Origin of the sequence: Chitinilyticum piscinae (assembly GCF_015223195.1) — a bacterium.
Classification (GTDB): domain Bacteria; phylum Pseudomonadota; class Gammaproteobacteria; order Burkholderiales; family Chitinibacteraceae; genus Chitinilyticum; species Chitinilyticum piscinae.
Map to the genome: position 1 here is coordinate 37,390 of NZ_JADFUA010000001.1, position 13,725 is coordinate 51,114.

The window sequence follows — 13,725 nt, forward strand, 5'->3', positions numbered from 1 at the left end:
TGCCCGCCCTACTTCGCAGACCTGACAGGAGTAGCGCCTGCCTCGAATGCCGAAAGTTCGAAATCGGCTGGGCTGCGGAAGAAATCATCTCCCGGCAGATAGTTTTTCAACCCGGCCAGATCCCCGCTCATGCTGGCATCGCGAACCAGTACCGGCCGCAGGAAGACAATCAGTTCACTCTTGCCGACCCGGTCATCCCGGTAGGAAAACAGATCGCCAACCGTGGGAATTTTGGAGAGGAAAGGAATTCCCTGCCGGTCAGTGCTCATAGACTCCTGAATCAGGCCGCCAAGCACAGCGGTCTGGCCGGACGGAACCTTCAGGGTCGAGTCAAATTCACGAACCTGGGTTACCGGAATGAGGCTCTGGATGTTCGACTTGTTGCTTGCCGCAATAATGGCCACACCGGGATCTGCCACATAGGAGCTGATACTTGTAATGGTCGGGCGTACATTCAGGGCAATGCTGCCAGTCTCGGCGATCTGTGGCGTCACTTGCATCACCAGCCCGACCGGGACTGTATGCAATTCGCTCTCATAGGTTGGAGGAATCACGACACCATCGGCAGACTGCCCCGGCGTCGCCTTGATCGTGAAATACACCTGCTCCTGTACCACCTTCATCACCGCAGTCTGGTTGTTCAGCGCGATGACTTTCGGACTGGACAGCACACGGGTACGGCCGAATTGTTCGAGCAGCTTGATCGTCATGTCAAAGCTGCCGCTATTGAACGAAACGGCAGCAAAGGGCGCGCTTCCCAGATTCTGCCCCAGCAGTTGCTGCGAAAACGACCAACCGCTGCCGGCCGACGCGAGTTTGCTCCAGTCCACGCCAGCCTGATACTGGTCCCCCAGATTCACTTCGACGATGGTCGCCTCAATCAAGACCTGACGCTGCGCGGCCGATTGCAACAACGCCAGAAATTCCGCCACCTTGCGCTGATCCTTCTGGCTGGCACGCACCAACACGATGCCGCTCTCGGGATTGATGATGACCTGATTGGAACGCTTGTATTCTTCCCGCTTGATTCTGGCCTGCTTGAGCTGAAACTCCGCCAGCCGCTCCAGATCTTCGGCCTGGACACGATAAATGCCCCCCAGGGTCTGCTGGGCTTGCGCCAGTTCCTGGCTGATTGCATTCAGCTTTTCCTTCTGCGCGGCAGCCACCAGTTCGCTTGAGGCCGTGGTATCCGTACCCCCTGTCTTGCGATTGGCAACCGCAGCCAGTGCCGCGACATCCCCAAGCCGGCCGGTGCTGGTCGCAACAGCCTCCAGCCCCAGAATATCTTTCAGATTGCGCTCCAGTCGGACCCAGAACTGGTTTTCGCTGCTGTAATCGAGCATGGTGCAGGACGAATTCGAACCCGCAGCGCACGAACCCTGCCCATCACCGCTGCGTGCGGCATTTCCCGAAGTGCCGGCGGAGGACACTGTATTGGCTACAGACACGTTGGAGCGCACCATCCGGGCGATATTCAGATAGTCCACCTTGTAAGTCTGGAAGTAGGGCTCATCCGGACGCACGACCAGCACCCCTTGCTCAAGCGTCCAGCGTAGCGGTAACTGTGCCGACAGCCGTTCCATGATCTGCGGCAAGGTCTGATTGATGGCGTTGATTGACACCAATCCGGAAATGCCGGGATGCAGATCGATGTTGATCCTCGCATCCCGCGCCAGCGCAAACAGCAAATCGTGGATGTCCACGTTACTGACAACCACGCTATAGGTTTCTGCCTTGCGGGCAGCAGTGGGTTTGGGCAAGACAGGAGGCACGACGACCGTCTGGGGGATCGCACCGGTCGCAACGGCACTGGCCTGTCGTCCGGCAAGATTGCGCGATGGTTCAGAAGGCAGCGGATCACGGGTGGCGCAACCGGCCAGAAACAAAACTGCAGTAGCAGACAAGCAGCACAAACGCACGTGGCAACCCAGGTCATGTCGAGGTCATTCAAGGCTAGATCATGCTTTGGCTGACAACAAATTTACCGCAGCGCAATGACTCAAACGGCAGATCCTCTGCCTCCAGTACGGCGTGATGGTATTAATGCCAGCAGCAGCACACGGCATAAGCACTTACTTTATACTGACAGTGCGCGCCGTTACATCAATCCGGAACGAGTTCCTTTACCATCTGCATCAATTATCCAGCTCGTGGCGGAAGCCCAAAGGAACGCGCCGCCTCCGGCGTCGCCGGAGCACAAGCAATCCAACCTGTGGAATATTCAGATAAAACCATGACCGATGCGCTGGTTGAATTTACTGCTGCCAGTTTCTCCTACGACGACACTCCGCTGCTGAAAAACATCAGCATGCAGGTTCGCCGAGGGCAACTTGTTGCCATCATGGGAGGATCCGGCTCAGGGAAAACGACACTGCTGCGATTGATCGGAGCCCAGCTCCAGCCTGATGAGGGCACAGTCAGCGTTGCCGGCATTGATACGCGCAATCTGGATGAGGCAGGACTGTATAATCTGCGCAGCAAGATCGGGATGCTGTTTCAGTTTGGAGCCCTGTTTACCGACCTGAACGTGTTCGACAACGTGGCATTTCCCCTGCGCGAACGCAGCCGGCTGCCGGAGAGCATGATCCGCGACCTGGTGTTGCTCAAATTGCAGGCGGTCGGCCTGCGCGGCGCCGCTCAATTGATGCCTCAGGAGCTTTCGGGCGGCATGGCACGCAGAGTCGCACTGGCTCGCGCCATCGCGCTGGATCCGGCCATCATGCTGTATGACGAACCCTTCACGGGCCTTGATCCCATTTCACTGGCGACCATCGGCAAACTCATCCGCGAGCTCAATGATGCCCTTGGAACCGCTTCGGTGATCGTGACCCATGACGTGCAGGAATCCCTGCAGCTGGTTGATTACATCTATTTTCTTGCCGATGGCGTGATCGTGAGTGCCGGAACTCCCGATGAAATCCGTGCATCAACGCATCCCTTTGTCCAGCAATTCATCCATGGACGCGCCGATGGACCAGTTGCCTTTCACAAGCCTGCCCCTCCCTATCTTGCACAACTGGGAATCGGGGTTCAGTAATGGCTGAGTGGTTCTACCGTTTCTGCCAGAATCTCGGGCATCCGCTGAACACCAGGCTGATCAAGCTTGGCTTTGCCTGCCGGTTTTTGCTGGCCATTCTGCGCCATACGCCCGGCATATTGCGCCGCCCTCGACTGCTGGCGCGCGAAATCTGGTTCGCCGGTGTACTGTCGGTACTGATCATCAGTGTATCGGGCCTGTTCGTCGGCATGGTACTGGCCTTGCAGGGCTACGATACGCTACAGCGTTTTGGCGCCTCCTCCTCACTGGGCATCCTTGTGGCACTTTCACTGGTCCGCGAACTAGGCCCGGTTGTAGGCGCCCTGCTGTTTGCCAGCCGGGCCGGTTCAGCCATCACCGCCGAGGTGGGCTTGATGAAGGCCACAGAACAACTTTCAGCCATGGAGATGATGGCTGTGAACCCCATAGCGCGAGTGATAGCGCCTCGCTTCTGGGGGGCATTCATCTCAATGCCGCTGCTGGCTGCCATGTTCAGTGCAACCGGCATCCTGGGTGGCTACCTGATTGGCGTAGAGCTGCTAGGGCTTGATGCAGGCAGCTTCTGGTCGCAGATGCAGAGCGCGGTTGACTTTCGCCAGGACGTTCTCAATGGCCTGATCAAGAGCGTTTTCTTTGGTACTGCCATTGCCCTGATCGCGGTCTTCGAAGGTTATGATGCGCCGCCAACGGCCGAAGGCATTTCCACGGCAACGACACGCACTGTCGTGACCAGTGCGCTCGTTACGCTGATTCTGGATTTCATCCTCACCGCCTTTATGTTCCGCGGTGTGTAACAAGGATATAGGCAATAATGAAACGAGGTCTCATTGATTTCTGGGTTGGTCTTTTTGTACTGGTCGGGCTTGCCGCAATACTGTTTCTGGCACTCAGGGTCAGCACGGTATCCGGCCAGCCGGCAGGCAGCAGCTACACGATCACCGCCACCTTTGACAATATTGGCGGCCTGAAAGTGCGGGCCCCCGTGAAAAGTGCCGGCGTGCTTGTGGGGCGAGTCGACAGCATCGACCTGGATACGGAACGCTATCTGGCAAAAGTCACTCTGAGCATCAACCAGCGCTACCGCTTCAGCCGGGACAGCAGCGCAGAAATCCTGACCTCAGGGCTGCTCGGCGAGCAATACATCGGAATTACCAGCGGGGCTGACGATAAAATGCTGCAAGACGGGGATGCCTTTAAAATCACGTCCTCGGCCATCATTCTTGAACAACTGATCAGCCGCTTCCTCTTTTCCAAGGCGGCTGGCGACCACGAAGCAACACCGGAGAAATAACTCGATGCCCAAACTGATCGGCCTCATCCTTGCCATCACGCTGACCGGCCTGATGCCCGCGGCTCTCGCCACAAACGAGACGCCCGAGCAACTGGTGCGCCAGAGCAGCAAGGACGTTCTCGACATCATCCGCAAAAATGACAAGGATCCGGCAAAGATCCGCGATCAGGTTGACGCCCGCGTGGCGCCGCTGGCCGATTACACCCGTATGACCCAGCTGGCAGCTGGCCGCTACTGGAAAACGGCAACACCGGAGCAGCAGCAGGCACTGACGCGCGAATTCCGCACCATGCTGGTACGTACCTACCTCTCGGCGTTGTCGATCTACAAGAATGCCCAGGTCGAGGTGCGCTCGGTACGCCAGGGCAGCTCCAGCGATGAACAGGATGTCCGCACCGAAGTGACACTACCGGGGGAGAAGCCGATTCCGCTGGATTTCAGCTTCGAAAAGAACAGCAACGACTGGAAAGTCTATGACATCTCGGTGAATGGTGTCAGCTTCATCAACAATCACCGCAACACCTTCGCATCCGTCATCAAGAGCGAAGGTATCGATGGCTTGATCAAGCAGCTCGCCAGCCGGAATGCTTCAGGCAGCAGCAACAAATGAAAATAGTACAACCGGGCGACTCACTGACTCTGCAACATGCGCACCAGCAGCTCAAGCTGCTGGAGGGGCTGTCTGGCGACGTCACCGTTGATCTCTCTGGCGTTAATCAGATCGATTCAGCCGCAGTAGCCCTTTTGCTTCACTGGCTGCGAGCTGCACAACTGCAGTACATTTCCCTCCAGTTCACCGGTCTGCCCGAATCGCTGACCCGTCTGCTCCATGTTTATGACCTGGACTCCCTGCTCGCCACCGGTCAGGCGGAGTTGCAGGCTGGCCAGCACTGACACCCGGAGGATCGCGCCATGAAACGGATCGTCCCGCTCGCACTTTCTGCGCTGCTCGTTGCCTGTGCCACACCGCACAATCATTATGATCCACTCGAGCCGGTAAACCGCCCGATCTACGAATTCAACAATGCCATTGACAAAGCGGCTCTTAAGCCGCTGGCACAGGGCTGGCACGATTACGTCCCCCATCCGGTGCAATATGGTGTGCGCAATTTCTTCGGCAACATTGATGACCTGTTCGGCATCCCGGCCGCATTGCTGCAGGGCAAGGCGACGCCGGCCTCGCGCAGCTTTGCCCGCGTACTGGTCAACACCACTGCGGGGCTGGCAGGGCTGATTGATGTAGCCAGCACCCTACCCATCGAAAAACAGGACGAAGACCTGGGCCAGACCCTGGGATACTGGGGAATTCCGACCGGGCCATACCTAATGGTGCCCTTCTATGGGCCACTGACCGTGCGCGATAGCGCGGAGCCGATCAGCCGCTTTGCCTGGGGGCCGATTGACTACATCGACCCGCTCGGCGGGCAAATCGCCTACTACAGTACCTATCTGGTCAGCGCCCGTGCCGATCTGCTACCACTGGATGCGGCGATCGCCGAGGCACTGGATCCCTATGCCTTCATCCGCGATGCCTATCTGCAACGACGCTGGTACAAGGTGCACGACGGTAATCCGCCACACCCGCTTGCGCTCAGCGACGACATGGACGAGCAGGACGAAGCACCAGCCCAGACAGAAACCGGAAACCAGCCAGCACAATGACCATCGCCATCCGCTTTGCCGGAATCAGCAAGCAATACGGCACCTTCCAGGCGCTCAATGACGTTAGCTTCAACGTCGCAGAAGGTGACTTTTTCGCTTTGCTGGGTCCAAACGGCGCCGGCAAAACCACGCTTATCTCGATCCTTGGCGGTTTGACGCACGCCAGCTGCGGCGAAGTCACCGTCATGGGGCATGACGTACAGCGCGACTACCGCCAAGCGCGGCGCGCAGTCGGGATCGTGCCGCAGGAGCTGGTATTCGATCCCTTCTTCACGGTACGCGAAACGCTGCAGTTCCAGAGTGGTTACTTCGGCCTGCGCAGCAACGACGACTGGATTGACGAAATCCTCGCCAACCTGGGCCTGAGCGAGAAGGCCGATACCAATATGCGGGCACTCTCCGGCGGAATGAAGCGGCGCGTCATGGTCGCCCAGGCGCTGGTGCATCGCCCGCCAGTCATCGTACTGGATGAACCGACCGCCGGTGTCGATGTGGCTTTGCGCCAGACCTTGTGGGCATTCATTCGTCGCTTGAACACCGATGGCCACACCATTGTGCTGACCACCCATTACCTGGAAGAAGCGGAAGAACTCTGCAACCGCATCGCAATGCTCAAGCAAGGCAGGCTGATCGCACTGGAAGAAAAACACCAGCTGATGAATCGCGGGCGCTCGCGCAGCCTGCTGCTGAAACTGTCCAGCGACACCCTGCCTGAAAGCCTGCAGGGGAAACTGATCGGCCGCACTGACGATGGCTATCTTGAACTAAAGCTGCCCGACTGTTCGGCACTGGAGCAGATTCTCGCAACGCTGGGCAACGCGGGCATCAGCGTGCGCGACATCCAGATCAGCAAGCCCGATCTGGAAGACATCTTCCTTGAAATGATGCAGACCCCCGCTCCGAGCCTGTCATGACCGGTTTTTACACTCTCTTCTACAAAGAAATCCTGCGCTTCTGGAAGGTCTCGTTCCAGACGGTGGCCGCGCCGGTACTGACTTCCTTGCTGTATCTGCTGGTCTTCGCCCATGTACTTGATGCCCATGTCGAGCCCTACCCCGGGGTACGCTACACAGCCTTCCTGATCCCGGGACTGGCGATGATGACCTTGCTGCAGAACGCCTTTGCCAACACCAGCTCCAGCCTGATCCAGTCAAAAATCACCGGCAATATCGTCTATATCCTCCTGCCGCCGCTTTCGCACCTGGAGTTCTTCAGCGCCTATGTGCTGGCAGCCATGCTTCGTGGGTTGATGGTAGGTACCGGGGTATTTATTGCTGCGCTCTATTTTGCAATACCCAGCTTCGCATACCCACTATGGATTCTGGCTTTTGCCTTAATCGGCAGCGCCACGATGGCCATGCTGGGCATCATCGCCGGCATCTGGGCAGAGAAATTCGACCAACTCGCCGCCTTCCAGAATTTCCTGATCATGCCGCTGACCTTCCTGTCCGGGGTGTTCTATTCGGTGCACAGCCTGCCGGCATTCTGGCAGCAAGTATCCCATGCCAACCCGGTGTTCTACATCATCGACGGTTTCCGTTACGGCTTTTTCGGAGTTAGCGACGCAAGCCCCTGGCTCTCGCTGGGCGTCACCGGCAGTTGTGCTGTCGTGCTTGCCGCCGGCACACTCCGGCTACTGGCCAGCGGCTATAAACTGCGTCACTGATCATCCAGCTCGGTCAGCGGGGCAAACAGCGCATCCAGATCAGCCTGGCCGAAGCCGGGCACCGGCTGCCCAGTCTGGCCGTACACATTGGCGGCCAGTGATTTTTTGGCGTCTTTCAGCAGCAGCATCTTTTCTTCAACGCTGCCGGCACAGATCAGCTTGTACACAAACACCGGCTTGTCCTGCCCGATGCGATAGGCCCGGTCGGTGGCCTGATCTTCAACGGCCGGATTCCACCACGGGTCATAGTGGATCACCGTATCGGCGGCCGTTAGATTCAAACCGACGCCGCCGGCTTTCAGGCTGATCAGGAAAACCGCCACCTCGCCATTCTGGAAACGTGTCACTGGTGTTGCACGGTCGCGCGTCTGCCCGGTCAGCTTGGCATAATCGATGCCACGCGCGCGCAATTCGGCTTCGATGTAGCTCAGCATGCGGGTGAATTGCGAGAAAACCAGAATCCTGCGTCCCTCCTGCAAGAGCTCGCCCAGCAGTTCCAGCAAGGCCTGCAGCTTGGCTGATGCAAGGCCAGAAGAAGACTCCACCCTGCTGATCAGGCGCGGATCGCAGCAGACCTGCCGCAATTTCAGCAGCGCGTCGAGCACCAGCAACTGGCTTCGCGGCAGCCCGCGCGCGGCGATTTCCTGCTGTACCTGCTCGGACAGCGCCAGACGAATGGTTTCGTACAGGTCGCGCTGCCCTTCCTGCATCGCCACCATGCGGATCATTTCCGTCTTCGGTGGCAATTCGGTCGCCACGTCTTCCTTGGTACGGCGCAAGAGGAAGGGCGCAACCCGCTGCCGCAGCCACTCTGCACGCTGGCCGTCCCCCTGCTTTTCGATCGGAGTGCGGAACAGCGTCGCGAACTGCCGCTCGCTCCCCAGAAAGCCGGGCAGCAGAAAATCGAAGAGTGCCCAGAGCTCGCCCAGATGATTTTCCACTGGCGTTCCGGTCAGGCACAGCCGGTGCCGCACCTCCAGCTCGCGCACAATCTGCGCGGATTGCGCCCGCGGATTCTTGATCGCCTGCGCCTCATCCAGCATGAGCAGATGCCAGCGCTGCGCCTTGAGCACCTCGCTATCACGGGAAAGCAGTGGATACGTTGTCAGCACCACATCGTAATCAGCCAGAACACCATAATGCATCTTGCGGGCGGTGCCGTGCAGCAGCAGCACGCGCAAGTCCGGTGCAAACAAGGCGGCTTCACGCTGCCAGTTGAACATCAGACTGGTGGGCGCCACGATCAGACAGGGTTGATCCAGCCGGCCGGCCGCCTTTTCAGCCTGAAGGTGCGCCAGCGCCTGAATGGTTTTACCCAGCCCCATATCATCGGCCAGCACACCATGCAGACCGGACTGCCGCAGAAACTGCATCCAAGCCACCCCGTACTGCTGATACGGACGCAAGGTTGCGGTAAACCCGGGCACAGCAGCCACCGGCGCCAGGCGGGGCAAGTCAGCCAGGTTATCCGCCAGCTGCCGCAATCGCTCACCGCCCTGCCAGGGCAGCGCAGTCAGTCGTGGCAGACGCACAGCGTCCGCAGGGGAAAGTCGCAAGGGCACCTGCGGATCACGTTCAGCATCGAACAGCTCGGTCAATGCCTGCAAAATGGGCCGCAGACGCGCGGCAGGCAGACGCAGATACCGCCCCATTCCGGCCGGCAGCAGCAACACCTCGGCGACAGCCAGCCGCTCCAGCGCAAAATCATCCGGCGCCTGCCGGATGGCGTTGACCAGCAAGGGCAGCAAGCTGAGCCGCTCGCCCCCGACCAGCACGCCCAGGTCGACACCAAACCAGCCATCCTGCTCGTCCAGTTGCGCCCACCAGTCATCGGCATCAATCACGCGGCTGCGTGCCACAGCCTCAGCCTGAATGCTCCACCCCGCCGCCTGCAGTGCCGGGACGCTCGTTTCCCAGAATGTCAGCATCGCCGGAACGCCCAAAATCAGCTGATCCGCCTCGGCAACCGTCAGGCAAGCAAGCACCGCGCGCTCCAGAAACGCCGGGGTGCCAGGCAAACCTGCGAGCAGGTGGTTTTCCAGTTGCAGATCACGCTGCTGGACCTGCCCGCCCGGCAAGGGCTGCAAGCGCTGCTGCGGATAGGGCGCAATCGACACGCCCGCGTATTCGAAGCTTGGTCGAAGCAGCAACCCGTCTCCGGCGGCGTCCGGTAGCCTGCTGATCGCGAGCACTGGCCAGGGGGCGCCATCCAGCGTCCGCGAAAGCACCTCCTCGGGTAACTGCAAGCCGGTTTTCTGCCAGAGGCCTGGCTGCTGATTGGCCAGCAGCACCCACTGACTTGCCGGCAGCTCCGGCGCCTGCAGCAGTGCCGGCAGCGATGCCGGTGGACAAGGAGCAATCAGACGGCCAGCCCCACCTTGCCGCAAATCCAGCCATAGAGGTACATCAACAGGTATTGCCTCACAATCATCACCAATAAAAGCAAATGGCCGCATACCCTTATGATCACCTCGCCAATCCAGTTGCAGCTCGCGCTCGCCCTGCCAGTTGAGCAGCGGGCCACTGGCGCTGCCGACATGGCAGCGCTGCAAATCGGAGAGGAGCTGCAGCAGCAAATGGGCAAGCTGCCCCGACAGGGGCTGCCGCAAGGGATCCTGGGCATAAAAACGGTTGGCGCCAGCCGTCAGCAGATGAAACAGCGTGATGTCGCCGGCGGCCGCATAGGCCGGCACGTCATAGCTGGAGAGCAGCCGCTCGACATTGGGGCGTTTGGGTGTCGACCAGCCGCCCTGCGGGAGAGGATGCTGCACTTGCGCCTCCAGCCGCAGCACCCGCACGCCCTGCTCCAGCGGGGCTGTCAAAACATAACGAATCCGCTCGGCAGCTATCGGAGATTCCCTGGACCCCGGCTCACCGAAACGGGCCAGCCAGGCCTGTCCAACCCGAGCCTGCCGCGCATCGTCCTGCGGCAGACGAGTGGGCGCTGCGGCAGCCGCTTCTGCCCGAGCCCGGCTTGCGGCACCAGAAACAGTCTCGCTAGCAGTACGGCGTTTGCGCATGATGCACCCCAGAAGCACAAAGCGGCCCGCAGGCCGCCTTGCACGTGCTGATCACGATTGATGGATTACAGGCCGGCGGCAGCGCGCAGAGCCTCGGCCTTGTCGGTGCGCTCCCAGCTGAAATCCGGCTCTTCACGACCAAAGTGACCGTAGGCGGCAGTACGGGTATATACCGGACGCAGCAGGTCGAGCATCTGCACGATGCCCTTCGGGCGCAGATCGAAGTGCTCTTCGATCAGCTTGACGATTTCCTGATTGGACAGCTTCGAAGTGCCCCAGGTATCGACCATGATCGACACCGGCTTGGAGACACCGATCGCGTAGGACACCTGCACCAGACACTGCTTGGCAATCCCGGCTGCCACGATGTTTTTCGCCACATAGCGGCCGGCGTAGGCGGCGGAGCGGTCAACCTTGGACGGATCCTTCCCGGAGAAGGCACCACCACCGTGCGGCGCTGCGCCGCCATAGGTATCAACGATGATCTTGCGGCCGGTCAGGCCGCAATCGCCCATCGGGCCACCGATAACGAAACGGCCGGTCGGGTTGACCAGGAACTTGGTATTGGCAGTGACCCATTCTTTAGGCAGCACCGGCTTGATGATCTCTTCGATCACCGCTTCGGACAGTTGCGCGTGAGAAACATCCGGGTGATGCTGGGTCGACAGTACGATGGTGTCGACTTCCTTGACCTTGCCGGTTTCGCCGTCGTAACGCAGCGTGACCTGCGACTTGGCGTCCGGACGCAGCCACGGCAGGCGGCCGTCCTTGCGCAATTCGGCCTGACGCTGCACCAGACGGTGCGCGTAGTAGATCGCGGCTGGCATCAGCTGCGGGGTTTCATCGCAGGCGTAGCCGAACATCAGCCCCTGGTCGCCCGCGCCCTGATCGAGATCGAGGCCGGCGCCTTCGTCAACGCCCTGGGCGATGTCGGGGGACTGCTTGTCGTAGGCCACCAGCACCGCGCAGGTCTTGTAATCAAAACCGATGTCGGAGTGGTCATAGCCGATGCGCTTGATGGTGTCGCGCGCGATCTGGATGTAGTCGATATTGGCGCTGGTGGTAATTTCGCCGGCCAGCACCACCAAGCCGGTGTTCACCAGCGTTTCGGCGGCGACACGCGCGTGCTTGTCCTGCGCGAGAATGGCATCGAGAATCGCATCGGAAATCTGGTCGGCTACCTTGTCCGGATGGCCTTCGGATACCGATTCCGAGGTAAACAGGAAGTCTTTCATCAGGGCTTGTTCCTTGCTGAATGGCTCGCCGGCCGCGAGCTGGCTACAATATGCGTTTGCTTCGACTCACCGGACCCGCCCATGTTGCTGGCTATTGCCAAGATTCTGGCCCGTATCCCCATCCCTGTACTGCAAGGCACTGGAACGTTACTGGGCTGGCTGGTCTGGTTCGCTTCGCCCTCCTATCGCCGGAAGTTACGGACGAATCTGGAACAAAGCGGCATCGCGAAAAATGAACGCGATTATAACCGATTATTGTACTCAAGTATTCGCGAGCACGGCCGCGGGGCGCTGGAAATCCTTGCGCACTGGATGCGCCCCGAGCACGAGCTGGTCCAGCTGGTTGACCGGAATGGCTGGGAGCATGTCGAGAATGCGCTGGGCACCGGGCGCCCCATCATCTTTCTCTCCCCACATCTTGGCGCTCTGGAAATGAGCGGCATCTGCATTGGTGTCTGGGTCCCCCGACCGATGGCCCCCCTGTATCGCCCGCCCAAGCAATCCTGGCTTGAGCCGCTGATGCTGTATTCGCGCAGCCGCGGACCTAGCACTCCGGCTCCGGCAGATGCCCGTGGCGTGCGTGTTCTGCTCAAAACCCTGAAGAGCGGTGGCGTCACCTATCTGCTCCCCGACCAGACCCCCGGCGAGGGCGAAGGAGCCTGGGCATCCTTTTTCGGCAAGCCCGCCTACACCATGACACTCTGGGCCAAGCTGGCCAGAACCAGCAATGCGATTCTGCTCCCCTGCTACACCGCCCGCACCCGCGCAGGGCGCTATGAGTTCCGGGTTCGCCCGTTTAGCGGCGAACTGAACGGGGAGCCCGCCCATGACGCCGAACTGCTGAACCGCAATATGGAATTGCTGATCGGCGAAGAACCCTCGCAGTACCTCTGGAGCTACAACCGCTACAAGCGCCCCAAGGGCGCCCCGCAACCGGAGTCAGGTGCATGAAACGCAAACTGGCACTGTCTCTCCTGTGGCTGCTGCACCTCTTGCCGATGCCGGTGATCCGCATACTTGGAGCCGGCATTGGTGAACTGCTGTACATCCTGCTGCGCCGCCGCCGGCATGTCGGCCTGACCAACCTGAGACTGTGTTTTCCGGATTGGCCACCGGGCCGCCATGAGCAGGTATTGCACCAGCATTTCCGTGAACTTGGCGCGACATTTCTCGCTTATGGCAAGCTTTTCTTCAGTAGCGCGGCTGAACTTAAAGCGCTGATCAAGGTAGAAGGCGAGGAACACTTTCTGGCGGCCAAACAGAGGCAACCCACCATCGCACTCGCACCTCATTTCATGGGGCTCGACTTTGGCGGCATACGGGCCACGATCGACCATGCAGGTGCCAGCATGTATGCCGCCCAGCGCGGGATATTCAATGAACTAAGCCTTGAGGTACGTAGTCGCTTTCGCAGTCCGACACTCATACGCCGCGGCGATGGCTTGCGGCCAGTCATTAAAGCGTTGCGCCAGCACATCCCGTTCTACTACTTGCCTGATCAGGATCTGGGCCCCAAGGAGTCGATTTTTGTCGACTTCTTTGGCATCCCCACCGCCACGGTGCCAGCCCTGGGGCGTCTGGCAGCAATGACAGGCGCGGCCGTCGTACCAATGGTCACACGACTGGAAGGCAATCACTTCGTCACCCGCTATTTCCCGGCACTGGGTCATTTTCCGACCGATGATCCAGCTGCAGACACCCGGCGCATGAACGCCTTCATCGAAGAGCAGATCATCACCGCGCCCAGCCAGTATTACTGGTTGCATCGGCGTTTCAAGACCCGCCCGGAAAGCACACCGTCGCTTTACCGCTGA

General features: G+C 59.7%; 13 protein-coding genes. 10 read left to right on the forward strand and 3 right to left on the reverse strand.

Translation table 11 applies throughout. From position 1 onward, the window contains the following. Positions 1-8: 8 nt before the first annotated feature. Positions 9-1,904 carry a pilus (MSHA type) biogenesis protein MshL gene (locus INR99_RS00185; RefSeq protein WP_194114273.1) on the reverse strand — a complete coding sequence of 632 codons (1,896 nt, stop codon included), beginning with the start codon at positions 1,902-1,904 and terminating at the stop codon, positions 9-11. Positions 1,905-2,233: 329 nt separating this feature from the next. Here INR99_RS00185 and INR99_RS00190 point away from each other — a divergent pair, with 329 nt between their 5' ends. Genes INR99_RS00190 through INR99_RS00225 form a run of 8 tightly spaced genes read left to right on the forward strand, consistent with a single transcriptional unit; the run spans position 2,234 to position 7,656 of the window. Then, positions 2,234-3,037, forward strand: coding sequence for an ABC transporter ATP-binding protein (locus tag INR99_RS00190; RefSeq protein ID WP_194114274.1), 804 nt, complete (start codon positions 2,234-2,236; stop codon positions 3,035-3,037). Beyond that, positions 3,037-3,831, forward strand: a complete 795-nt coding sequence (gene mlaE, locus INR99_RS00195; protein WP_194114275.1) for a lipid asymmetry maintenance ABC transporter permease subunit MlaE — start codon at positions 3,037-3,039, stop codon at positions 3,829-3,831. Before INR99_RS00190 ends, mlaE begins: the two co-directional genes overlap by 1 nt. Positions 3,832-3,848: 17 nt before the next feature. Next, the gene (mlaD, locus tag INR99_RS00200) at positions 3,849-4,328 is read left to right on the forward strand and encodes an outer membrane lipid asymmetry maintenance protein MlaD (protein WP_194114276.1); all 480 of its coding nucleotides are present in this window, start codon (positions 3,849-3,851) and stop codon (positions 4,326-4,328) included. Between the two features lie 4 nt (positions 4,329-4,332). Continuing rightward, a complete protein-coding gene (locus tag INR99_RS00205) occupies positions 4,333-4,938 on the forward strand; it encodes an MlaC/ttg2D family ABC transporter substrate-binding protein (protein WP_194114277.1) in 606 nt (201 codons plus the stop codon). Next, a complete protein-coding gene (locus INR99_RS00210; protein ID WP_194114278.1) occupies positions 4,935-5,222 on the forward strand; it encodes an STAS domain-containing protein in 288 nt (95 codons plus the stop codon). The genes INR99_RS00205 and INR99_RS00210 overlap by 4 nt, the downstream gene beginning before the upstream one ends. Positions 5,223-5,240: 18 nt before the next feature. Further along, positions 5,241-5,990, forward strand: coding sequence for an MlaA family lipoprotein (locus INR99_RS00215; protein ID WP_194114279.1), 750 nt, complete (start codon positions 5,241-5,243; stop codon positions 5,988-5,990). Then, positions 5,987-6,904 (forward strand): ABC transporter ATP-binding protein, encoded by a 918-nt coding sequence (locus INR99_RS00220; RefSeq protein ID WP_194114280.1) that lies wholly within the window; start codon positions 5,987-5,989, stop codon positions 6,902-6,904. The genes INR99_RS00215 and INR99_RS00220 overlap by 4 nt, the downstream gene beginning before the upstream one ends. Continuing rightward, a complete protein-coding gene (locus INR99_RS00225) occupies positions 6,901-7,656 on the forward strand; it encodes an ABC transporter permease (RefSeq protein ID WP_194114281.1) in 756 nt (251 codons plus the stop codon). The genes INR99_RS00220 and INR99_RS00225 overlap by 4 nt, the downstream gene beginning before the upstream one ends. On the opposite strand, the gene INR99_RS00230 is transcribed toward INR99_RS00225, so the two are convergent. Continuing rightward, entirely contained in the window at positions 7,650-10,676 is a 3,027-nt protein-coding gene (locus tag INR99_RS00230; RefSeq protein WP_194114282.1) for a DEAD/DEAH box helicase, read from the reverse strand. The two genes, INR99_RS00225 and INR99_RS00230, sit on opposite strands and share 7 nt — an antisense overlap. Positions 10,677-10,741: 65 nt before the next feature. Beyond that, positions 10,742-11,911, reverse strand: a complete 1,170-nt coding sequence (gene metK / locus INR99_RS00235) for a methionine adenosyltransferase (RefSeq protein ID WP_194114283.1) — start codon at positions 11,909-11,911, stop codon at positions 10,742-10,744. Positions 11,912-11,992: 81 nt separating this feature from the next. Here metK and INR99_RS00240 point away from each other — a divergent pair, with 81 nt between their 5' ends. Beyond that, the gene (locus tag INR99_RS00240; RefSeq protein WP_194114284.1) at positions 11,993-12,862 is read left to right on the forward strand and encodes a lysophospholipid acyltransferase family protein; all 870 of its coding nucleotides are present in this window, start codon (positions 11,993-11,995) and stop codon (positions 12,860-12,862) included. Beyond that, on the forward strand, positions 12,859-13,725 hold the full coding sequence (locus tag INR99_RS00245) for a lysophospholipid acyltransferase family protein (protein WP_194114285.1): 867 nt from the start codon (positions 12,859-12,861) through the stop codon (positions 13,723-13,725). The genes INR99_RS00240 and INR99_RS00245 overlap by 4 nt, the downstream gene beginning before the upstream one ends.

Excerpts from the sequence above, each read along its gene's own strand:
- metK (WP_194114283.1), bottom strand. The coding sequence starts at position 11,911 with ATGAAAGACTTCCTGTTTACCTCGGAATCGGTATCCGAAGGCCATCCG.
- INR99_RS00205 (WP_194114277.1), top strand. The coding sequence starts at position 4,333 with ATGCCCAAACTGATCGGCCTCATCCTTGCCATCACGCTGACCGGCCTG.
- INR99_RS00245 (WP_194114285.1), top strand. The coding sequence starts at position 12,859 with ATGAAACGCAAACTGGCACTGTCTCTCCTGTGGCTGCTGCACCTCTTG.
- INR99_RS00215 (WP_194114279.1), top strand. The coding sequence starts at position 5,241 with ATGAAACGGATCGTCCCGCTCGCACTTTCTGCGCTGCTCGTTGCCTGT.
- INR99_RS00225 (WP_194114281.1), top strand. The coding sequence starts at position 6,901 with ATGACCGGTTTTTACACTCTCTTCTACAAAGAAATCCTGCGCTTCTGG.
- INR99_RS00210 (WP_194114278.1), top strand. The coding sequence starts at position 4,935 with ATGAAAATAGTACAACCGGGCGACTCACTGACTCTGCAACATGCGCAC.
- INR99_RS00190 (WP_194114274.1), top strand. The coding sequence starts at position 2,234 with ATGACCGATGCGCTGGTTGAATTTACTGCTGCCAGTTTCTCCTACGAC.
- INR99_RS00240 (WP_194114284.1), top strand. The coding sequence starts at position 11,993 with ATGTTGCTGGCTATTGCCAAGATTCTGGCCCGTATCCCCATCCCTGTA.
- INR99_RS00220 (WP_194114280.1), top strand. The coding sequence starts at position 5,987 with ATGACCATCGCCATCCGCTTTGCCGGAATCAGCAAGCAATACGGCACC.
- mlaD (WP_194114276.1), top strand. The coding sequence starts at position 3,849 with ATGAAACGAGGTCTCATTGATTTCTGGGTTGGTCTTTTTGTACTGGTC.
- INR99_RS00230 (WP_194114282.1), bottom strand. The coding sequence starts at position 10,676 with ATGCGCAAACGCCGTACTGCTAGCGAGACTGTTTCTGGTGCCGCAAGC.
- mlaE (WP_194114275.1), top strand. The coding sequence starts at position 3,037 with ATGGCTGAGTGGTTCTACCGTTTCTGCCAGAATCTCGGGCATCCGCTG.